Source organism: Neobacillus drentensis, assembly GCF_036965245.1.
Taxonomy (GTDB): Bacteria; Bacillota; Bacilli; order Bacillales; family Cytobacillaceae; genus Neobacillus; species Neobacillus drentensis_G.
The window spans coordinates 1-20,818 of sequence record NZ_JBALPG010000066.1 but is presented as its reverse complement, the minus strand read 5'-3'; the positions used below and the strand labels follow the sequence as shown (position 1 = coordinate 20,818).

Below are 20,818 nucleotides of genomic sequence, written 5' to 3'. Positions count from 1 at the left end.
AAAGAGAAAACGAAAATAATAGACAAGCTGTTATTGATACTGGTGCAGCGCATACTCTTATCTTATCCGATATTGTTGGAAAGAATATGAATTATGATGTTTCAAATTGCAATACAATGTTGCAGTTTAAAACAGCGCTTTTAAAACAGGGATTTTTTATTCCTGTTTTTATTTGATATTTCCGACTTTTCTAAAAATTAGGCCATGGCACAAAAATTGCAAATACATACTTATATTAATTGAATGGTTCTTTTTATAGGAAAGTATGAGACTTTATCGAAAAAGTAAAAGAATCATAGCCTTGGTTAAATGGAGGTTAACAATGGAGCGAATGTATATTAATGGTGAATGGGTGACGTCCGTTACAGGAGAGTTTTTGTCATCGTACAATCCTGCCAATCATGAAATTATTGGCAGAGTTCCCAGGGGAAAAAGGGAAGATGTAGATCTAGCTGTAGCAACTGCAAAAAATGTATTTGAATCAAGTGAATGGCAATCATTAAAACCAAGTATTAGAGGAAATGCACTTTATGAAGTAGCACGAAAAGTGCGAGAAAGATTTGATGAACTGGCCATGATTGAGACTTTGGACACAGGGAAGCCACTTTCACAGGCAAGAAGTGATGTAGAAAGTAGTGCGCGCTATTTTGAGTACTATGCAGGTGTTGCAGATAAAATGTTTGGAGAAACAATCCCAGTAGCGCCCAATGTTATTGACTACACGATTCGTGAACCTATGGGGGTTTGTGCGCAGATTATCCCTTGGAATTATCCACTTCAAATCACATCAAGGGGTGTGGCGGCGGCCATTGCGGTTGGAAATACAGTGGTAGTGAAACCTGCTGAAGATACCCCACTGTCGGCATTAAAGTTAGCCGAAATATTTTCTGAGATAGAAGTCCTGAAAGGTGCTCTTCATGTTGTAACAGGATATGGTTCAGAAGCAGGAGAAGCACTGGTGAATCACCCTGATGTAAATCATATCACTTTTACTGGGTCAGTTAGCACGGGTACAAGTGTTATGATTTCTGCGGCTAAAAATATTGTTCCTGTAACACTGGAGCTGGGAGGGAAGTCACCACATATTGTTTTTCCTGACTCTGATCTAGAAGAAACGGTAACATGGGTTACTCGTTCGATTATTCAAAATGCAGGTCAAACTTGTTCAGCTGGTTCCAGGTTGTTAGTTCACTCCAAAATTAAGGATGAAATGATTGAGAGATTATTCGAGAGAATGAAAAGGATTAAAATTGGCCCCGGGGTAAATGACTGCGAGCTGGGTCCAATTATCTCAAAAAGACAATTTGATCGGATACTAGCGATGGTTGAAAGAGCCACAAAGCAAGGTGCACGTGTCATCATTGGCGGAAAGCAAGCAAGTGTGGAAGGCGCTGAAGAAGGTTATTATTTTGAACCAACCATAATTGAAAACGTTTCTCCATCTAGTGAAATTGCTCAAGAAGAAGTTTTTGGTCCCGTATTGACTGTATTTGAATTTGAAACCGAAGAAGAAGCTATTAAGTTAGCAAATGGAACCCCCTATGGTCTCGTCACAGGGATTTGGACAAATAACCTATCACGGGCGCACAGAATAGCTGGCAAAGTAAAAAGCGGCCAGGTCTTTATCAATGACTATGGTGCAGCCGGCGGAGTGGAGCTTCCTTTTGGTGGATATAAAAAAAGCGGAATTGGCCGTGAAAAAGGAGTAGAAGCGTTACAAAATTATACGCAATTAAAAAATATTGCGATCAAAATAAAAAGTGCGGATTAAAAGTAGTTTCAAAGAAATTTAAATGAAAGGAGTGATCGTTTTGCAGCACTTTTCCATTGCATTAATTCCTGGGGATGGGATTGGCCCGGAAGTGATAAATGAGGCGGTAAAGGTATTAAAAAAAGCAGAAGAGATACACGGCGGAATCACTTTTTCTCGTGAATCTTATGATTGGGGGTGTGATTATTATCTTCGAAATGAAAGAATGATGCCCGAGAATGGGTTAGAGATATTAAAAGATTTTGACGTTATTTTATTTGGTGCGGTTGGGGCAAAGTCCGTACCTGATCACATATCGGTTTGGGAGCTAATCCTGCCCATTCGCCGGAAATTTCAACAGTATGTGAATTTGAGGCCTATTAAACTCCTTCAAGGGATCGAAAGTCCGCTAAGGTATAAAACCCACGAAGACCTTGACTTTGTTGTCATTAGGGAAAATACCGAAGGGGAGTATTCCAATATGGGCGGACGAGTACATGAGGGAACCCCCTATGAACTGGCAGTGCAAAATAACATAATTTCAAGATACGGTTCTGAAAGAATATTAAATTATGCTTTTTCATTTGCCGAAAAAAGAGCGAAGAAGAACCTTACTGTGGCAACAAAATCAAATGCGATCAACTTTACCATGCCTTTTTGGGACGAAATCGTAAAAGAAATAGGCAATAGTTATCCGGATATAAAAACGCAACTCTATCATATTGATGCTCTAGCTGCTTACTTTATTTCCAGACCGGAAACATTGGATGTGGTGGTGGGAAGTAATTTATTTGGTGATATTTTAACCGATTTAGGTGCAGCGATCGTGGGAGGATTAGGGTTGGCCCCATCTGGAAACATCAATCCAGAGCGCATCTACCCCTCTATGTTTGAACCAATACATGGTTCTGCTCCTGATATTGCAGGAAAAGGTATTGCCAATCCAATCGCCTCGATTTGGAGCGTCAGTCTCATGATGGACCATCTCGAGCTCCATAATGTTGGGAAATTAATCCTAGATTCCATTGAAGGGGTATTGGTGGATGGAAAAATAAGAACACCTGACATGGGAGGCATGTCCACGACCACTGAAATGGGCGATGCAATCGTTTCAAAAATGGTTCAACTAAGTCTTAGCCCGAAAATGTAAAGTTGGAGTTAAAAATAGTGTATTCAAGCGTAAATTCATGGGGGTGACGAATCTATGAGTCTATTAAACGGAAAAACAGCCATTGTAACAGGAGCAGGTTCGGGAATGGGGAAAGCGATTGCTCAGGCTTTCGCTAAGGAAGGGGCAAGTGTGACGTTTGCTGATTTAAATCATGAGTCTGCAAAAGCAGCCGCAAGCTCAACCGGTTTAAATCGGGTGCAAGCTATTCAAGCAGATGTAACAAGTGATTTAGAAGTAGCGAATCTTGTTAATCAAACAGTGGAAGCCTATGACGGGTTGGATATTGTCATTAACTGTGCCGGGGTTCCTCAATCCTTTACAGCTATTGAAGAACTAACCTTAGAACAATGGGATTTAATTATGAACGTGAATACAAAATCCATTTTTTTAACTTCTAAGTATGCTGTTCCGATTATGAAGCAACAAAAAAGTGGCAGTATTGTCAATATTGCTTCCATTGCTGGTATTAGGGCGAGACCCGGATTAAACGCGTATTGTGCATCAAAAGGAGCAGCCATCATGCTGACCAAAGCATTAGCGATTGAGTTAGCTCCTTTTAAAATTAGAGTCAATGCCATCAATCCCGGCCCGGCCGATACACCTATGATTGGGAAATTCCTTGTAGGGGATGAGGCTCAAAAAGAAGATGGAATGAAAAAAATCTTTCAAGATAGTGTACCATTAGGTGCATTAATACAACCCGAAGATATCGCCCAAGGTGCACTTTATTTAGCCTCTGATCTAGCGAAGATTGTGACAGGAGAGGTTCTAAATATCGATGGAGGACGTGGGATTTAAAACAAAACTTTAGAGAGGAGAATAAAATGGAGCCAATTATTCGCTTAGAAAATGTATCGTTTTCCTACAAAATTAATGAAAAAACGAAAGTATCCGTTCTTAGGAATATCTCCTTTTCAATCTTCCCTGGAGAATATGTGGCGATCATTGGTCACAATGGTTCAGGAAAATCTACCTTATCCAAACACCTTAACGGGATTTTAACCCCTGACAATGGGGAGGTCTGGGTTCACGGCCATAACACGAAGGACATCAAAAAGAAACGGGAAATTCGTCAATCTGTTGGTACGGTCTTTCAACATCCAGATAACCAAATTGTTGCAACTATTGTTGAGGAAGATGTAGCATTTGGTCTGGAAAATATTGGTGTGTCAAGAGAAGAAATGAAAAAAAGAGTTGATGATGCTTTAAATGTTGTCAAAATGTCCCAGTTTCGTCACAGGCCGCCACATCATCTATCCGGAGGACAGAAGCAGAGGGTCGCAATTGCCGGTGTGCTGGCTATGCAGCCGGATTGCATTGTTTTTGATGAAGCAACAAGTATGCTCGACAGTTTTGGCCGAAAAGAGGTTCTTCAGGTTATGAGGAATATGAACAATGTGGGCATGACGATTGTTACGGTTACCCACCACATGTCGGAAGCAGCGGAAGCTGACCGGATTATTGTCATCGAGGGTGGGCAAATTGTCATGGACGACTCGCCGCGTGAAATTTTTAAACATAAGCAGGAATTAGAGAATCTTCAATTAGAAGTGCCTTCTGTAAGCCAAATGGCCGAGTTGATTCACAGCCAATTTACTGATTTTTCAAAGGACTTAATTCAGGAAAATGAGTTAATTGATGAAGTGGAGAAATTCTCCAAAGAGGAGGTGGTATAATGCCGAGCAGACCAATCATCCAAGTAGAAAACCTATCACATACGTATATGAAAGGAACCCCGATGGAGCATGTAGCCTTAAAAGGAGCCAGCCTGTACGTAGAAGAAGGGGAATGCATTGCCATTATTGGCCATACTGGGTCGGGAAAGTCGACCTTAATCCAGCACTTTAATGGACTGATGCGTCCGGAATCCGGAAAAGTCATCATTGATGGGGAAGATTTATCAAAGAAAAAGGTGGAATTGAAAACGCTGAGGCAGAAAGTGGGACTTGTTTTTCAAAACCCGGAGGATCAAATCTTTGAAAAAATTATTGGTGATGATATTGCCTATGGGCCATTCAAATTAGGTCTGCAATTAAAGGAGGTGAGGGAGCGTGTTAAATGGGCGATGTCTGTTGTTGGTTTAGATTTTGAGGAAATGAAGGACAGACAGACCTTTGCTTTAAGCGGCGGACAGAAACGGAAGGTTGCCTTAGCAGGAATCCTTGCATTAAAACCAAAGATTTTAGTTCTTGATGAACCGACCTCGGGTCTGGACCCAAGGTCAAGGAATGAATTGCTTGAAAAAATTAAACGCTTAAACAAGGAAGAAAAGTTAACTGTCGTTTTTGTGTCACACAATATGGAGGAAGTCGCATTTCTAGCTGACCGTGTCTATGTGATGGCAGGTGGAACGGACGTGTTAACAGGCACCCCGAAAGAAATTTTTACCGATAAAGAAAAACTGCACCGTTATCAAGTTGGGACCCCCGAAACGGTACAGGTTCTTTATCGATTAACCGATCTTGGGTATCAAGTAAATACGGATGCCTTTTCCATCACTGAAGCAGCGGACGAAATTATTAAGGTTCTTGCCGGCACGAAGGAGGGTTCTGAGCATGTCCAGCGAATTTGAAATATCCCGTAGTATTACAATTGGTCAGTACGTACCAACGGGTTCGTTTATTCACCGATTAGACCCAAGAATCAAACTTCTTGCTTTTGTTATTCTCGTTGTGGCGATTGCCTTCAATACCAGTTATATCGGAAATGCCATTGGTTTAGTCTTATCTCTCTTTTTATTCTGGGCATCCAAAATCCCAATTAGCTACGGGTTATCAGGTGTGAAACCAGCCATTCCTTTTATTGTCATCTTAGCGATTTTGCAGCTGCTTTTTCAAGGACAGCTCTTTTCTGATGGCAAAGTGTATGTGAATTATGGCTTTATCTTAATCACCAGTGAAAGTATTCGATTGGTTGTTGTTTCAGCTGTTCGATTTATTGAAATTATCTTCTTAAGCAGTGTTCTTACCTTATCTACCTCCACCACAGAATTAACACATTCCATACAAAGCCTACTGAGTCCGTTAAAGAAAATTAATTTTCCAGTCCACGAAATTTCGCTGATTACAACGATTGCGATCCGATTCGTTCCAACCTTCGCAATCGAGATGGAAAAAATGATGAAAGCACAAGCCTCAAGGGGAGCCGACTTTGGTACCGGCGGCTGGTGGAGAATCATTCAACGAACAAAAGAGATGTTTCCAATCATTATTCCTTTATTTAATATCGCATTGTCAAGGGCTGAGGATTTGATTCTAGCAATGGAATGTCGTTGCTATACACCAGGGGGAGACAGGAGTTCCTACTCAGTATATAGAGCATTAGCGAAGGATTATCTTGTATTATTGGTTGGATTTTTATTCTCATTACTACTACTTTTTTATCCATTTCCTTTTTAATGTTAAAAAACTAAAAACAAAAGGGGAGAAATTATATGAAAAAGGGATTAACAGTTCGCGATATTGTCATTGCTGGTGTGCTGGGGGCGATAGCGATTCTTTTAGGGGTAACACGGTTGGGCTATATTCCTGTTCCAACAGCAGCAGGGAATGCGACCATCATGCACATTCCCGCAATTATTGGAGGCATTATGCAGGGACCGGTTGTTGGCTTAATTGTTGGAGCCATTTTCGGGATTTCTTCCTTCCTAAACGCAACGGTCCCTCTCTTTAAGGATCCATTAGTTGCCATTTTACCACGGCTTTTCATCGGCGTGGTGGCATGGCTTATATATGCTGGATTCCGCCGCAAAAGTGAATACTTTGCTGTTGGAGCTGCCGCATTTATCGGGACATTGGCAAATACTGTACTTGTGTTAACAATGGCTGTCATCCGCCATTATTTAACCCCAGGAGTAGCCTGGACAGTCGGAATAACAAACGGAATCCCTGAAGCCATTGTAGGTACGATTGTGACTTTAGCCGTTGTATTAGCTTGGAAACAGATTGGCAAAGCTCAAAAATCAAAGATTTCTAAGGATGTGTAAGAAATGCATGATCAAATCACGGATGTACCAGGAGTAAAAGTAGGCAATAAAGAAGATCAACAGGCATTGACCGGTTGTACAGCAATCCTTTTTGAAAGTGGTGCAGTTGCGGGAGTGGACGTTAGAGGGTCCGCTCCCGGAACCCGGGAAACTGACCTTTTGAATCCGGTTAATCTAGTAGATAAAGTGCATGCCATCTGTTTAAGCGGCGGAAGTGCGTTTGGTTTGGATGCCGCATCCGGTATAATGCAATTTTTAGAGGAAGAAGATATCGGCTTGGATGTGGGTGTGGCCAAGGTGCCAATTGTCCCTGCAGCTGTATTGTTCGACCTTCCTTTCGGTAACCCAAAGGTGCGGCCTGATAAACAGATGGGTTATAAAGCAGCAAAAGCTGCTAAAACGGAGAAGTTTAGCACTGGAAATTATGGGGCAGGCTGTGGAGCTACTGCTGGTAAATTAGCCGGTCTCGGCTTCTGTATGAAGGGCGGTCTCGGAAGTGCATCGCTCCGCTTAGAAAATGGTGTTGTGATTGGAGCGATTGTTGCCGTCAATCCAGCCGGGGATGTCCGCGAACCTTCCACGGGGGAAATATTAGCAGGGCCGTATAAAGAGGGGATTATTCTTGATAGTATGAAGCTTCTCGAACAAAACTATCGACCTGCCATTCCTGCTGGGTCGAATACTACCATTGGAGTTGTTGCGGTGAATGCTGATTTAACGAAGGTAGAGGCAACGAAGGTAGCACAAATGGCTCAGGATGGGTATGCAAGAACGATTTTTCCATCTCATACCATGTTTGATGGGGACACCATTTTTGCTGTTGCCACAGGAGGGGAAAAAGTCCCTGTAGATGTCATTGGCGGGCTGGCAGCAAAGGTCATGGAGAGGGCGGTCATCAATGCGGTTAAATCCGCTGATAGTGTTGGAGGAATTATCGCCCATAAAGATTTACCAAAGAATAAATAAAACGGAGGGTTATAGTTGGCTGTATTTAATTATGTGGATGATCAGGAAGTTGTAAATTTAACTCAAGCACTCGTTCGGATTCCTAGTGTGTACCGCCCGCTAGACCCGAAGGCAAATGAAAGCAGAGCGGCACAGTATGTATATGATTACCTAAAGGGCCTAGGGCTTGAGGTTTACATCGAAGAAGTTGTAAAGGGGCGGCCGAATGTGATTGGTATTCTTGATTCGGGCAGACCAGGGAAAACGATTCTATTTGAGGGGCATACCGATGTTGTGACAGAGGGGGACTGGGATGCCTGGAGCTATGATCCTTTTGGGGCCGCCATTGAGGGCGGCAGAATGTTTGGCAGAGGAACGAACGATACGAAAGGAAATCTATCAGCCGCGATTGCAGCGGTCCATGCTATTAAAAGAAGTAACGTGAAATGGAATGGAAAAATAATTTTGTGTGTCCCCTGCGATGAGGAAGGCATGATGATTGGCATAAAGCATTTCATTAAACGTGGCTGGGCACAAGGTGTGGACGGTGCCATCATCTGCGAACCGGAGGAAAATCAAATTTGCATCACGCAAAAAGGGGCGATGAGAGCAGTAATCCGTGCTTACGGAAAAATGGCTCATGGTGCCATGCCATTGGCCGGAATCAATCCCAATACAAGAATGGCGCAAATTATTTGTGAACTAATGGCACTCGAGGAGCAAGAGAAGCAGCGAGTCGGTAAACACCAATATTTAGGTTGGCCGAGCATTACACCGACGATTATTTTAGGACCCGAAAAGGGTGAGCCGCAAATCAATGTCATTCCTGACCAATGTTATAGTACCCTTGATATTCGTACAGTTCCTGGACAGAACCACGACCAGTTACGGGTTGACATGGAGAATATTTTAGCGCGTTTAGGTTCCAAGGATCCAGATTTTAAGGCTTCCCTAGAAGTGATTGAAAGCCGGCCGTGGACAGAAACGAGTTTGGATGATCCGATTGTCAGGGCTAGTGTGGAATCATTTCGTTCAGTTACCGGAAAGGACCCAATTTATAATGGCGTACCTGGTGCCACAGACGGAACATTCCTTCATCTGGCGGGGATTCCTATTGTCACGACAGGAGCGGGTGACCGTCATATTCCCCACCAAATCAATGAATATATTGATGTTGCAGAATTAGTCGAAGCATCGAGGATCTATGCTCAGACTGCGATGCTATTTTTATGTTAATAAAGAAATAAAAGGGCTTAACAAGCCGGTCCATCAATCTTGGAATAGTCTGAATGCTATCCGTTTATTGGAAAGCGTTTTTTTTTAAAATTTTTTCAAACGAGCCTAATTATTCAGGCTCGTTTTCTATATAAAAAGGTGAATGCCTCCCACTTCTTTTATTCAGCATGAATTTTTTGAACACGTCCTATCTTTCCATCCGTTAGCCTGACTTTGATTCCATGAGGATGGGTGCTTGATTTGGTAAGAATATCTTTAACAATGCCTCGTATGAGATTTCCCGTTTTTTGATCGGCTTTTAATACAATATCAACCATCAGCCCTGGTATTACATCTTTTCGATTTTGGCCGTCCATTAAACACCCATTTTTCTGCGGGTATTGCTTGGTTTCTTGGTTTGCTGGCTTCTCATTTTTTTAGTTGAAAGATCGGCATTCGTCTTCCCTTTACCACCCGAATTCTGGCTCTTTTTGTTCGCAAGCTGCTGCTCCATGGCCTCTTGTAGGCTGATTTTCTTTTTTGGTTCTCCTGCTTGATTACACTCAGTCAAAGGAATTCCCTCCATTAATTACATATTAGTTAATCAAGTATAATCTATTTTCGAGTATTTGGGAAAGGCGTTTCTATTTTTATAACTATTCCTAAAAGGTCTGGAGATTATTGCATTGACGCACCTGTTCAAAATCTCTTTACTATTTAACTGATTGGCGGGGGACTGACCCTTTTACCCAAAGCGTTAGCGCAGCGGGGGACAGCATCGATCTTAATTTTCGAACTATTATTTCCAACTGAAAAAAATACCTTGCGGAGTTTGAAGGGTTTTACATGCGTAGATTCAGCAATTGATCAAGACATCTAGAAGAACATGCACCAAAAGGATGCACAATAAATGTGACTCTTGGCGACACGGGGAATCCATTTTTAACCCCAATCGATAGTCCTATGATCCAAAAAGCAGCCGAAGCGTATCAAAATATATATGGGAAAGCACCTGTTTACAAACGAGAAGGCGGTTCGATTCCGATTGTATCGGATTTCAACCATTCCCTAAATGCACCTGTTGTCTTAATGGGATTCGCTTTACCAGATGAAAATCTTCATGCACCGAATGAACATTTTAACTTGGAAAACTTTGATAAAGGCATTTTGACAATCTGTTCCTTTTTAGATCTTATTAGGTAAAATGGTGCGCTCTCACTACCCGTGGGAGAGTGACAGCGCACTTTAGGTAGCATTCTCAATAAAATTATACCTATGATTAGACCGAACATGCAGTATCGTATGTTCGGTATTTTTTATGTTTATTTTTTGACGGATTGGTAACATGGAGTTTGACCAGAAGATTTATGTTTGTGTTTTTATTTATTCACAAAAAATCGGGTTTATTGGAACCCGTGGCCCCAAACTGACCGGGAGAAAGTGTTCAAATAGAGTAATAGGAACACTTTCTGTCAAGGATATCGAGTAATAGTTATAGCGGAAATGAAGCACCTGAAGCGGAAATCAAAAGTCAAGTTTAACAGTGATTAAACATAATATATTGCCGCTTCATGCGAAGGTTTTCGAGCAATTTGAAAGAAGATTCTTTGTCCTTATTAATTCTAAATAGAGGGAATACAAGGTCTGGAAGTAAATGGTTTTAGTCAAGCTTTAAGTACTTATTTAGGAACCTGAGTACACGGCGTGTATACTCATTTTTATGCAAACGATACGAATGAATGTGTTCACAATCTTTCGTCAGCCACAATTCTTTTTGGTTATCGGATGAGATCGATTGAAATAATTTTTCGCTCTCGGCATAAGGAATAGCTTTATCTGTCTTACTATGGATGATGAAGAAGGATTTTCCTTTCGTATTTTTCACATGATTGATGGGTGAAACTTCAGTGGGGTCAATTTTGAGGAGCTTACGCATGGAATGATAAACAATCGGTGTAAAGGGCCGTTTGGGTAGCTTGGTCCAATGTGAAAGATTTTCTTTTAGAAAAGGTTCTAAATCACAAAAGGGACTGTCGGCAATAATGGCGGAAACAGCAGGGTGTTCGCATCCGGCAATAAGCGCAGTAGCAGCTCCCATACTCCAGCCAAGGAGAGCAACTTTTTCCTGATGTTTTTCCTGAATCGCATAATCAATCGCTGAATACAAATCGTGTCTTTCAAAATATCCGATCCCCGTGGTTTTTCCCTTCGATTTACCTGCATTGCGAAAATCAAACATCAGTCCATTATAGCCTTGTTCTGATAGAACTTTAATGAGTTGCAGTCCTTCAATCCTTTCCATGGCACGTTCATTCATATAACCGTGTGCCGTGATGACCGTTTTCTTGCTTTTCTTTGAAACTGCTGGAATCCACCAGCCAGACAGTTTTACTTGGTCTTTTCGGCTGAAAAATTCAATCTCTTCGAATGCAAGACCATATTCCCCTGGATTTTTTGTCGTTTTTGCCGGGAATGGATGAGTTAAATACAAACCGATCCCTAATGGGGCAAGAAAAAATAAAGCAGGTGCTGCCAAAAGCGGTTTCCATAGGGACTTACCTTTTTTACTTGATTCCCCATTCTTTTCCTCACTCAACATGAACTCCTCCTTTCCAATTGAAGTCATCGGTACATTATCATATGTAAGTCAACACAAAAACGGAAAACTCTAAAGTCCCATTTTATGCCTCTTTTTGAATAGGAGAGGAGGCAAATGGTTTACTAATGCTAACCATGAACATATTCGTGTAAAAATAGCAGAGGGTGGCCATTGTGTTTATGATTCAAATCAGGCAGCCATACGGTTACAGAAACTTGGCTTTAAATGACAGAGTGTATGGAGAGCTTTACCAAAATGGATCCCAACAATAGAGTTCATGCTAGAGGATGCCTTGTTGAGGATTGGAATTTACATTTTAAAAAACGAAGCACTTGTCCATATGACAAAACAATTTTTCAATGAAGAAATCGCTCGGAAAGCAGAGCTTTATCGGGATATCCCAGCAAATGCAGTAGAAATGATGCGGAAAAGAACACGAGAGTTGAAATTCCAATATAAAATGACTCTTTCCGTTTTCAAAGGTTCATCCATATTGAATCAATTAAAAATCCTCGAAGTACACCCCATGGATGTAGAAGTATGTGCATCTGTTTTTCTGCGCGAGTACAACATTTGGAATCAGAAGCAGGAAGTGAAAGGTTGTTTGAAAATAACCAGAGGGACGATCCTCTGGTCATTTTCGTTAGGAAAAAACCATGAATATCCTCTACATGGTAATTCTAGTAAGCGACGAGAGACAGGGATAGTGCAAAAATAGTAAAACGTTCAAAAGAGAGTGCCATATGAACAAGGAAGTGGATACGAAAATAAAAGGAAAAAACAAAATGGAATTAAAAGATGAAGGTAGGAAAAAAGCAAGAAATAATGGAGCTCGGTTACCAATACGAAACATTCACAAATGTTTTTTTTTAATGTTTGTGAGTGTTTTTTGTTTGGGGAAAAAGAGTACATCATACTGGATTTTTTTAACTAACCAGGAGTGTGAGGGTACCAAGTTATTACATGTCATTAAATATTCACATATTTATGAAAACCACTTATCCTTTTTCCCGCTTTATCCATATATCGACTATGAAGTGAATTTTAGTAGATGAAAGGAATTGGTTGAGGATGGCAAAGTACAGAATGGTGCGTACGGATTTTTGGAAGAATCCGGTTGTTTCAGAGGAGATGACCCCGGAGGATAAGTATTTTTACCTCTATCTACTTACGAATCCACAAACGACTCAAATAGGAATCTATCGACTTACGAAAAAACAGATGGCTTTTGATTTGGGTTATTCGATTGAGAGTGTTCATTCGCTAATGGAGCGATTCACCCTGCATCACAAAGTGATTCGTTACAACCCTGAAACAAGAGAACTCGCGATTAAAAACTGGGGGAAATATAACCTGAATGCAGGCGGGAAACCAGTGATGGATTGTATTGTTTCCGAACTAAAAGAGGTCGAAGATCACTCGCTTATTCAATATGTTTCTGAATCCATTCAAAAACAGGAAATTCGCAGCCTCTATCAATCTTTTTGCGAACAAGAAGAGCTGTGTTTTGACAAGGATGGTAGAGAGCAAGATGAAAATGATACATATAAAACCGAATGTGAAGAATTGGACGATACGTTACTGCCTCGTCATACGATAGGTGGACAAAAAGAAAAACAAAATGAAAAACAAAAACGACAACAAAAAGGTTTTCATCCAAATCATGAGAGTCACCCAGAGATAGAGAATCCATTACAAAGTAATCAAAAAACAGAAGAGGTTAAGGAAATTGTTGAGTTTTGGGACGCGAATGGATTTGGTTTTACGAACGTGAATGCGAAACAGCAGTTGTTAACTTGGTTAGATGATTCTAGATTTGTACAGCCAAAAGAGTTGATTTTAAAAGCGATGAATATTGCGTGTGCGAATAACAAGCGAAAGCTGAACTATATTGTCGGGATTCTGAAGAACTGGGAAAACGAATCGTTACTGACCGTAGAAGAAATTGATTCATATCAGGAGAACCAAAAGCCTGTACCAAAGACTAGACAATCAACTGCCGGAAGAGACATTCCCAGAAGCTTTGAACTCGATCTTACGCGAGGTGAAGAGTGATGAGTATGGTTGAAAGAGCGTTCTTAGGAAGTTTGATGAAGGCGGAATACTTACTCAAGGATACCGTGGTTCAACCTGGACAGCTAGAAAGTACACGGCATAAAGAAATCATGCGAAGAATGGTCGAGTTAAATCGAGCAGGTAAGAATATTGATTTGATCACATTGACCACCTTACCCGACCTCGAATCATTAGGTGGAATGTCTTACCTTTCGGAGCTGTTATCGTATGCGGATCTTGAGAAATTTGACGGAACGGAGAAGCTCATTCTTGAACTATGGAAGGAACGGGAAAAGAGAAACATCTTAACGGTTGCAGCCATGAATGATTGGGAAATTGCGAAAGTTATAGCCGAGTTGGATAAAATTAACCAAATGAAGATGGAGGATCACACGTCCTTACAACAAGCGTTGTCCAATATTTATGAGGCACCTTGGGAAGATCAACTACTTCTTAAGAGTGTAACAACGGGGATCAAAAAGCTCGATGAAGTGACAGGAGGCTTTCAAGGCGGGGAAGTGACGATTCTAGCGGCAAGACCATCAATGGGAAAAACCGATGTGATGCTTCATTTTGCAAAAATGTCGGGTTGGGCTGGATATTTGCCACTTGTATTTTCCTTAGAAATGCCTGAAAAGCTAATAACCTCTCGATTAATTGCTTCGACAGGGGGCTTTAACCGGGTAAAAATGCGGGATCCGAAAAGAATGTTAAGTCAAAGTCAAAAGAATAAATGGTCCGATGTGATAGGTGATCTAAATGAAACCGATATGCAAATATTTGACGGGGCTGGACAAACAATTTCCGAAATGAGAGCGAAAACGAGAAAGTTAATGAGTCAATTTCCACACAAGAAACCGATCCTTTTTATTGATTACTTAACCCTGATCCACTCAAGTCAATTCTATGGAGGGAATTCCCATTTACAAGTAACGGAAATATCCAAGTCCCTCAAAACAATGGCAAAGGATTTTGATTGCCCTGTCATTTGTTTGGCTCAGCTCAATCGATCGGTGGAATCAAGGGCCAATAAACGGCCCATGATGTCTGATATTCGGGAATCGGGCAGTGTGGAACAGGATGCCGATGTGATTTTGTTCCTGTACCGGGAAGCTTATTATGACAAGGATTCCGAGGAACGTTCCCTTGAAATCATTGTCTCGAAAAACCGAAATGGTCCAATTGGAACCATCGCAGTGAAGTACAACGAGCATACAGGAACAATTGAGGATCAAAAGGAACAGAGTCTTACCCTTGAATAACCTTCCATTTACCCAATAAGAACGAAGCCAACGGGTAATAAATAAATCGAATATCGAGGTGCTATCACATGATTGTGGAAGAACTTTACCGGGATAGTTTAATCTATGAAGAGTCCTCATTGGCCCATTATCTCTACCATTTACTAGCTGAGCGGAAAATTTCATTAAATGACAACATTTCTAAAATAGACTTTGAACAAGCGGATCATCAGAAAGTAGCAGAATTGATTCAAAAAAATGTGTTAGGCATTCATAAGATTGGAATCTACTCTCTGAAAATGAACCAGAAGGATTTTATCTTTATCTTTGCAGCCAGCGAGCAAGAGGCAATCCAATTCTATACCAAAACCTTTCATCAAACCCCATTGAACTGTCACGAATATTCACTAGATTTCCAGCTTTCTAGAGGCAAAGAGGTGATTTCGTTTCGGGACATGAGGAAGGAATTCGTGAGGTTTCCAGCTATAGCGGGATGTTTTAAGAGAGAGGTGAAGGTGATAGAGAAGGGGACAATCCCCTATGTAGTAAAGAGAGATTGAATTATACGTTCTCTTAAGTAAAATTTATGGATCATCCAAGGGTCAGACTTTTATGGGTACTAGTACTCAAATGAACTTGAGCTTTATAATGGTGAGGGACTGACCCTATTATCCGGATTAAGATGCAATCTTTGCACTACTCAAGATGTGTATAAAGTCCGATAAAAAATACAACATTATATCCCAATTGATACCCTTTGGAGGGATTTTATTTCCGTTATTTTCCACCCGAAAAATTTAAATAAGATTTTGCACATTCTGAAATAAAATGGAATAATAACAATACTTAAGATTTTCCACCGGATTAATGAAAAAAGGNNAATGAAAAAAGGAGCCTGAAATAATGTTCTCGTTTACACAAATAGCTTAATTATATTGAACAGTAAGCTTTTTATTTTCTATTTGACCTAAAAGTTGATGTTTATTTAGATTATCCTTCCATTGATTGTAGTGGTTTTCACAAAGCCCGTTTTTAAAGTGAATATTGGTACAGTTAGCAACTCCGCATTGTTTTATTACTTTAGGTATGTGTGGATACCCGAATTTCATATATATTTTGTCATGATCTTCACAATAGCCATGAGCAAAATGAGTATTGCTGCACCCAACAGCTAAGCAATTCACTATTAAGTCTGAAACCGCATCAACGTTCTTTACCTTTCTTCTTCTCATTCTCATATAATGCATACCACAAAGTTGCCGAGCCTTTATATGACCATTGCAGCCTTCTACAATACACTGACCTTTTCTTGAATGCCTTTTTGCTAGTAAATTTTTCATCAATTAACTCAACTCCTCAGTTATTTCGATATCTACCTGAGAAAATTAACCCACTATCTTAAAAAAAGAGCTTTTGATTTTATGGTAATATTTTAACAAAAAACCTTCAAATTGAATAGGATGTATCTCTAAACAATCAACTGTCAAAACTGTTCTTATCATTTTTAAGAGATTATTGACATGGATGTTACCTTTTAAATGGATGGATATATAGTTAATTACGCTTTAACACATAAGGATTTCCTATTGGTATTTTCATAGTGGTTAAAAACAATGGCTGGGGATTTACAGAAATTGCATTACCCGGACCAGAATCTGAGGAGGATTACCTATTTGAAATTATGATTGTTTACATAATTTTGCTATGTAATAATTAAGAAATTTAATAATCGGATTTCTGGATATGATATTGTACGAATCAGTGAAAATGCTAAAGGTGATAAAAGTCTTCGATGGCTGAAGCACAGTTAATTGGACATTGGTCTAAAAAACCATCAAGAGATTACCGAGACCCCTTGATATTACTGGGAAATTTGAAGCTGAATGGGGGGCTGGTGTTCTCCACAGTCTTCAAAACTAAAAGTGAGTTTTATACATACAAACGTTGATACAATGCGGTTTAGAGGTCGAAACACACACAGTCTTTTAGCAATTTCAAACGAGACTGTGTGGAACTGATTCTCGAAACTTTGTGCGTCCAGAACCTCTAATTTACTATATTTGGAGGTTTTTTGTATGAGAAAACATGGTAGAACAGCAACGGATAAACGAGCGGTTAGGGAAGAATTTTCAATGGGTGAATTATACGAAAAGTTCATGTGGTACAAACGAGCTGAAGGTCTTGCTCCTCGAACTCTGGAAGAATATGAGCTTCATTTCCGTTGGTTCATTGATTACCTAAAGGGCGATATTCCAAAGGAACAAATGGTTCCAGAGCTGTTTTTGAAATATTTTCACTATATGGCTCATGAGAGGGAACTTGCTCCTTATACGGTCAATATTCGTACAATGAGAGCTTTCTTACGTTGGTGTTATCTTGAAGAACATATTGATACTCCTATTCATGAGAAGCTGAAGCTGGTTAAGACCGAGGAGGATAAAATTGAAGCTCTTACAGTAGTTGAAATAAAGTCCTTGCTGAACGCATTTGATACGACTACATATGTAGGATTCCGAGACAAAGTCATGGTCATGGTCTTGCTAGACACAATGGTGAGAATATCAGAGCTTCTTTCAATTAAACGCTCAAATGTTGACCTCAAGGAAGGGACAATCAAGTTGGAAGCTCCTAATACTAAAACGAGGAAAGGAAGAACAGTTCCCATTTCCAAGAAGACCGCAAAGCTATTAAAAGAATACATGACAGAGTCCGAGGACTTTGGTGAGGAACTGTTATTCCTAACATATGACGGACGTGAAATGGTTTCAAACACATGGAGGACACGACTTCATGAGGTTGCTGACCTCTCTGGTGTAAAGAAAGCTGTGAGACCGCATATTCTCCGACATATTGGAGCATTGTTATATATCATGAATGGTGGAGACCCTTTCTCACTTCAGAAGATACTGGGTCATACTACTATGGAAATGACTCGTAAATATATTCAAATGACTGACGTTGATATAAGAAAGCAACACAATTTCTACAGTCCATTGAAGGGAATATAAGACAAGTGAGGCTCTCAATATGAGGGTCTTTTCTACTTCCTAATAGTTGTCATTTTATGGTGAATATTGCAATTAAATGGTATGATGGAACTAAAAAAGGTGAGGGGACTAGCATTGGGAATTATTGATATTTTTTCTAAAAGAAACAAGGATAAACAAAAGGAAATTTTTAAATATAACGAAATACCTCAACCATTAAGAATACAAATACAACATATTTGGAGAGACGCAATAGGTCACGTAAGGGTTGCGACAGGTAGGAATTTATATAGAACCAGTTCTTCAAACAATCCTTGGGACAACATACATAAATCTTTATGCAAAGAATATGGAGTAGTTAGTTTGAGTTCACATGGACACACTTCTATTGAGAAATGTTTTGCTTTTTTACAAGATGAAAAGTCAGTTGAAAGAGTACTCGATATTATTGAACTCTCTTTCGGAATTATTGACACGGAAATAAGGGAAGACCATTGGAATTGGGTGAATAATGGGATAACTCAACCTCCAGACGACGCTATTGAAGAACTGAATAAAAGGTTTCAAGAACACGGAATTGGTTATCAGTATCTTAATGGAAAAATAGTCCGTGTAGACTCTGATTATATTTATCGAGAAGCTGTTGAGCCAGCTGTTAACCTAATGTTCGGAGAAGGCTTTGAAGTAGCTTCACAGGAGTTCATGAACGCTCATGAACACTTTAAGAAAGGCAGAGATAAAGAAGCAATAGTAGAAGCTGGAAAGGCTTTTGAAAGTGTATTGAAGTCCATATGCTCTAAAATGAAAATCAAGCTAACTGGTAAAGAGACAGCAAACCCATTGATAAAGATTCTAATTAAAAACGAAGTGATACCAGAGTACCTTGAGAACTCTTTAATGGGTCAACCTGTGTTGAGAAATAAACATGCCCACGGTCAAGGAGAAAAAACCGTTCCGCTACCGAGATATACAGTAGCTTATGCCTTACACTTATGTGCAACCAATATTGTGTTTCTTATTGAAGCTTACAAGTCAAAGAAATAACCGACAAGCTCTCCGACAAGGGAGCTTTTTCTTTTGCCAAAGTATCACAACGATTGAATTAACTGTTAAGAGGAGTTCTGACTTAGTTTGTTTAATTAAATAGTGAAATGAGGTGAAATAATGGACATTGGTAACAGGATTAAAAAATTACGAGAAAGGCACGGTCTCACTCTTGAAGAAATAGGAGAGAAAGTACATTTCAACTATTCCAATCTTTCCAAGATTGAACGAGGAGTACGAAAACCTACACTTGAATTATTAGAACAGTTATCAGAACTTATGAGGTTCCTATTAGTTATTTCTTTGGGGTTCAATCAAAGGGAATAAGTGAGGAATGGCTTGAGCTAATTGAAGAATTGGAAGAAAGGCATATAACACCAACTGAAATGAGAACAGTAATAGAGTTTTTGAGGAAATTACAAAAATAGTAAGCTTTCTAACATACTATTTCTAACAAGTTTTGAAAAGTCAGTCGTGTCATATTGTCTGGCTCGTACTAGGTTCCTTTTACTAAGTTCCTCGATAGGTTCCTAGTTAGGTTCCCTCACACTCCTATTTCTAACAAGTTTCCAGAATATTATTAAACCAACTGTCCTCGCTTGGATTAATATATTTCGTGAAACAAATCCACTAATATGGTCGTGAATATATCAACGACTATGTTTGAACAGCTCTCACTCGTTGTGGGAGCTTTCTTTGTTTGTGTACATGATTATTTCAATTATCGTTCGACAAAGGTCAACAGAGCATTGTAACAGGACATTTTGAGTAAATTGGGTCTTTACAACAATGTCTCTGAAAATCCGCTGAAATGTTTTTTTACGTGACCTCTTTCAAAATTTCAATTTGGAGTCATAACTTAAAAGTTTTGACGCTTTTTTTGATAGGTGATAAGATCAATATATATAATGGTATCAAAACATATAACCAAAAATAAGGAGAGGAATTCTATTAAATACGGATATGCAAGGGTCAGTACACTTAACCAAGATTTAGAAACACAACTTCGAGCACTTAAAAACGAGGGTTGTGAAAAAGTATTTTCGGAGAAATTTACTGGAACAAAAGCTGAACGTCCAAAGTTTCAAGAAATTTTAACTGTCTTGCAACCTGGCGATATACTAGTCGTTACAAAATTAGATCGGTTTGCTCGATCTACAGTTGATGCTATAAAAACTATTAAGATACTTTTTGAAAAAGGGGTTAAAGTACATATTTTAAATATGGGCTTAGTGGAAGACACGCCAACAGGACGTTTAATATTTAATATTATGAGTGCTTTTGCTGAATTTGAAAGGGACATGATCGTTGAACGGACACAAGAGGGGAAAGCGATTGCGAAACAAAAAGAAGACTTTAGAGAAGGAAGACCTAGAAAGTTTAGCAAGAAGCAGATTTCGCATGCATTGACTTTATTAGAATCCCATTCATATAAGCAAGTAGAGGAATTTACAGGGATTAGTAAAAGTAGTCTCATACGAGCAAAGAGGAGAATCAAAAATATTAATTAATAAGTGATATTGGTTATAAAATATTTATTTATGAAAATGAATTTGATATACTTTACATATAATAATTTTCGACTCAACAAGGAGTCTGAGGTATTCGACAAATTAAAGCCTTTGGGCAGGTTCGGGATCCATAGTATTTTCGCTATGTAAACAAACTTGTTCAAAGGCTTTTTTGTTCATGGTTATTTAACCAAAAATAGTCATGAAGTTTATTAGAGAAAAGAATCAGAGGATATAGAAAATGAACAAGCTACTGATTGTAGGTTGTTTTTATTTTGTTTTAAAAGATGTATGTATAGCAATTATGTATGTCTT

The 20,818-nt window shown here is 39.5% G+C and carries 22 protein-coding genes; 18 read left to right on the top strand and 4 right to left on the bottom strand.

What is annotated here, in order from left to right; translation table 11 throughout:
* The first annotated feature begins 322 nt into the window (after positions 1-322).
* From V7150_RS15030 to V7150_RS14990, 9 genes are read left to right on the top strand one after another with little or no spacing between them, the layout of a single operon-like run.
* The gene (locus tag V7150_RS15030; RefSeq protein WP_335519740.1) at positions 323-1,771 is read left to right on the top strand and encodes an aldehyde dehydrogenase family protein; all 1,449 of its coding nucleotides are present in this window, start codon (positions 323-325) and stop codon (positions 1,769-1,771) included.
* Positions 1,772-1,811: 40 nt separating this feature from the next.
* Positions 1,812-2,900: a tartrate dehydrogenase gene (locus V7150_RS15025; RefSeq protein ID WP_335519759.1), complete on the top strand. Its 1,089-nt coding sequence runs from the start codon at positions 1,812-1,814 to the stop codon at positions 2,898-2,900.
* 54 nt (positions 2,901-2,954) lie between these two features.
* Positions 2,955-3,719: an SDR family NAD(P)-dependent oxidoreductase gene (locus V7150_RS15020; RefSeq protein ID WP_335519737.1), complete on the top strand. Its 765-nt coding sequence runs from the start codon at positions 2,955-2,957 to the stop codon at positions 3,717-3,719.
* A gap of 26 nt (positions 3,720-3,745) precedes the next feature.
* Positions 3,746-4,597 (top strand): energy-coupling factor transporter ATPase, encoded by an 852-nt coding sequence (locus V7150_RS15015; RefSeq protein ID WP_335519734.1) that lies wholly within the window; start codon positions 3,746-3,748, stop codon positions 4,595-4,597.
* The gene (locus V7150_RS15010; protein ID WP_335519731.1) at positions 4,597-5,493 is read left to right on the top strand and encodes an energy-coupling factor transporter ATPase; all 897 of its coding nucleotides are present in this window, start codon (positions 4,597-4,599) and stop codon (positions 5,491-5,493) included. The genes V7150_RS15015 and V7150_RS15010 overlap by 1 nt, the downstream gene beginning before the upstream one ends.
* Positions 5,477-6,319: an energy-coupling factor transporter transmembrane component T family protein gene (locus V7150_RS15005; protein WP_335519729.1), complete on the top strand. Its 843-nt coding sequence runs from the start codon at positions 5,477-5,479 to the stop codon at positions 6,317-6,319. The genes V7150_RS15010 and V7150_RS15005 overlap by 17 nt, the downstream gene beginning before the upstream one ends.
* Before the next feature lie 35 nt (positions 6,320-6,354).
* On the top strand, positions 6,355-6,906 hold the full coding sequence (locus tag V7150_RS15000; protein ID WP_335519726.1) for an ECF transporter S component: 552 nt from the start codon (positions 6,355-6,357) through the stop codon (positions 6,904-6,906).
* 3 nt (positions 6,907-6,909) lie between these two features.
* The gene (locus V7150_RS14995) at positions 6,910-7,872 is read left to right on the top strand and encodes a P1 family peptidase (RefSeq protein ID WP_335519723.1); all 963 of its coding nucleotides are present in this window, start codon (positions 6,910-6,912) and stop codon (positions 7,870-7,872) included.
* A gap of 15 nt (positions 7,873-7,887) precedes the next feature.
* Entirely contained in the window at positions 7,888-9,087 is a 1,200-nt protein-coding gene (locus V7150_RS14990; RefSeq protein WP_335519720.1) for a M20 family metallopeptidase, read from the top strand.
* 158 nt (positions 9,088-9,245) lie between these two features.
* Here V7150_RS14990 and V7150_RS14985 read toward each other — a convergent pair whose 3' ends face one another.
* Both V7150_RS14985 and V7150_RS14980 read right to left on the bottom strand, forming a co-directional pair.
* Positions 9,246-9,443 (bottom strand): YwbE family protein, encoded by a 198-nt coding sequence (locus V7150_RS14985; RefSeq protein ID WP_335519717.1) that lies wholly within the window; start codon positions 9,441-9,443, stop codon positions 9,246-9,248.
* Positions 9,443-9,637 (bottom strand): hypothetical protein, encoded by a 195-nt coding sequence (locus tag V7150_RS14980; RefSeq protein WP_335519715.1) that lies wholly within the window; start codon positions 9,635-9,637, stop codon positions 9,443-9,445. The genes V7150_RS14985 and V7150_RS14980 overlap by 1 nt, the downstream gene beginning before the upstream one ends.
* Positions 9,638-9,978: 341 nt before the next feature.
* On the opposite strand from V7150_RS14980, the gene V7150_RS14975 reads away from it, so the two are divergent.
* On the top strand, positions 9,979-10,269 hold the full coding sequence (locus V7150_RS14975) for a M20/M25/M40 family metallo-hydrolase (RefSeq protein WP_335519713.1): 291 nt from the start codon (positions 9,979-9,981) through the stop codon (positions 10,267-10,269).
* 457 nt (positions 10,270-10,726) lie between these two features.
* Here V7150_RS14975 and V7150_RS14970 read toward each other — a convergent pair whose 3' ends face one another.
* Complete coding sequence (locus V7150_RS14970) at positions 10,727-11,662, bottom strand: alpha/beta hydrolase (protein WP_335519709.1); 936 nt, start codon at positions 11,660-11,662, stop codon at positions 10,727-10,729.
* Between the two features lie 298 nt (positions 11,663-11,960).
* Here V7150_RS14970 and V7150_RS14965 point away from each other — a divergent pair, with 298 nt between their 5' ends.
* The 4 genes from V7150_RS14965 (at position 11,961) to V7150_RS14950 (ending at position 15,521) form a co-directional block, all read left to right on the top strand.
* Entirely contained in the window at positions 11,961-12,383 is a 423-nt protein-coding gene (locus V7150_RS14965) for a hypothetical protein (protein ID WP_335519707.1), read from the top strand.
* A 353-nt stretch (positions 12,384-12,736) separates the two neighbouring features.
* Entirely contained in the window at positions 12,737-13,720 is a 984-nt protein-coding gene (locus V7150_RS14960) for a DnaD domain protein (protein ID WP_335519703.1), read from the top strand.
* A complete protein-coding gene (locus V7150_RS14955) occupies positions 13,720-14,982 on the top strand; it encodes a replicative DNA helicase (RefSeq protein WP_335519700.1) in 1,263 nt (420 codons plus the stop codon). The genes V7150_RS14960 and V7150_RS14955 overlap by 1 nt, the downstream gene beginning before the upstream one ends.
* 68 nt (positions 14,983-15,050) lie before the next feature.
* Entirely contained in the window at positions 15,051-15,521 is a 471-nt protein-coding gene (locus V7150_RS14950; protein ID WP_335519697.1) for a hypothetical protein, read from the top strand.
* 366 nt (positions 15,522-15,887) lie between these two features.
* Here the strand turns inward: V7150_RS14950 and V7150_RS14945 are convergent, their stop codons facing one another.
* Positions 15,888-16,304, bottom strand: a complete 417-nt coding sequence (locus tag V7150_RS14945; RefSeq protein WP_335519694.1) for a hypothetical protein — start codon at positions 16,302-16,304, stop codon at positions 15,888-15,890.
* 732 nt (positions 16,305-17,036) lie between these two features.
* On the opposite strand from V7150_RS14945, the gene V7150_RS14940 reads away from it, so the two are divergent.
* From V7150_RS14940 to V7150_RS14930, 4 genes are all read left to right on the top strand, one after another.
* On the top strand, positions 17,037-17,969 hold the full coding sequence (locus V7150_RS14940; protein ID WP_335519691.1) for a tyrosine-type recombinase/integrase: 933 nt from the start codon (positions 17,037-17,039) through the stop codon (positions 17,967-17,969).
* Positions 17,970-18,050: 81 nt separating this feature from the next.
* Entirely contained in the window at positions 18,051-18,992 is a 942-nt protein-coding gene (locus V7150_RS14935; protein WP_335519688.1) for an STM4504/CBY_0614 family protein, read from the top strand.
* A gap of 120 nt (positions 18,993-19,112) precedes the next feature.
* Positions 19,113-19,319, top strand: a complete 207-nt coding sequence (locus V7150_RS26635) for a helix-turn-helix domain-containing protein (protein ID WP_420490296.1) — start codon at positions 19,113-19,115, stop codon at positions 19,317-19,319.
* Positions 19,320-19,942: 623 nt separating this feature from the next.
* Positions 19,943-20,503 carry a recombinase family protein gene (locus tag V7150_RS14930; RefSeq protein ID WP_335519757.1) on the top strand — a complete coding sequence of 187 codons (561 nt, stop codon included), beginning with the start codon at positions 19,943-19,945 and terminating at the stop codon, positions 20,501-20,503.
* Positions 20,504-20,818 lie beyond the last annotated feature (315 nt).

Bases quoted from the DNA above. Each gene is read 5' to 3' on its own strand.
- V7150_RS15030 (WP_335519740.1), top strand. From the start codon at position 323: ATGGAGCGAATGTATATTAATGGTGAATGGGTGACGTCCGTTACAGGA.
- V7150_RS15020 (WP_335519737.1), top strand. From the start codon at position 2,955: ATGAGTCTATTAAACGGAAAAACAGCCATTGTAACAGGAGCAGGTTCG.
- V7150_RS15015 (WP_335519734.1), top strand. From the start codon at position 3,746: ATGGAGCCAATTATTCGCTTAGAAAATGTATCGTTTTCCTACAAAATT.
- V7150_RS15010 (WP_335519731.1), top strand. From the start codon at position 4,597: ATGCCGAGCAGACCAATCATCCAAGTAGAAAACCTATCACATACGTAT.
- V7150_RS15005 (WP_335519729.1), top strand. From the start codon at position 5,477: ATGTCCAGCGAATTTGAAATATCCCGTAGTATTACAATTGGTCAGTAC.
- V7150_RS15000 (WP_335519726.1), top strand. From the start codon at position 6,355: ATGAAAAAGGGATTAACAGTTCGCGATATTGTCATTGCTGGTGTGCTG.
- V7150_RS14995 (WP_335519723.1), top strand. From the start codon at position 6,910: ATGCATGATCAAATCACGGATGTACCAGGAGTAAAAGTAGGCAATAAA.
- V7150_RS14985 (WP_335519717.1), bottom strand. From the start codon at position 9,443: ATGGACGGCCAAAATCGAAAAGATGTAATACCAGGGCTGATGGTTGAT.
- V7150_RS14960 (WP_335519703.1), top strand. From the start codon at position 12,737: ATGGCAAAGTACAGAATGGTGCGTACGGATTTTTGGAAGAATCCGGTT.
- V7150_RS14955 (WP_335519700.1), top strand. From the start codon at position 13,720: ATGAGTATGGTTGAAAGAGCGTTCTTAGGAAGTTTGATGAAGGCGGAA.
- V7150_RS14950 (WP_335519697.1), top strand. From the start codon at position 15,051: ATGATTGTGGAAGAACTTTACCGGGATAGTTTAATCTATGAAGAGTCC.
- V7150_RS14940 (WP_335519691.1), top strand. From the start codon at position 17,037: ATGAGAAAACATGGTAGAACAGCAACGGATAAACGAGCGGTTAGGGAA.
- V7150_RS14935 (WP_335519688.1), top strand. From the start codon at position 18,051: ATGATGGAACTAAAAAAGGTGAGGGGACTAGCATTGGGAATTATTGAT.
- V7150_RS26635 (WP_420490296.1), top strand. From the start codon at position 19,113: ATGGACATTGGTAACAGGATTAAAAAATTACGAGAAAGGCACGGTCTC.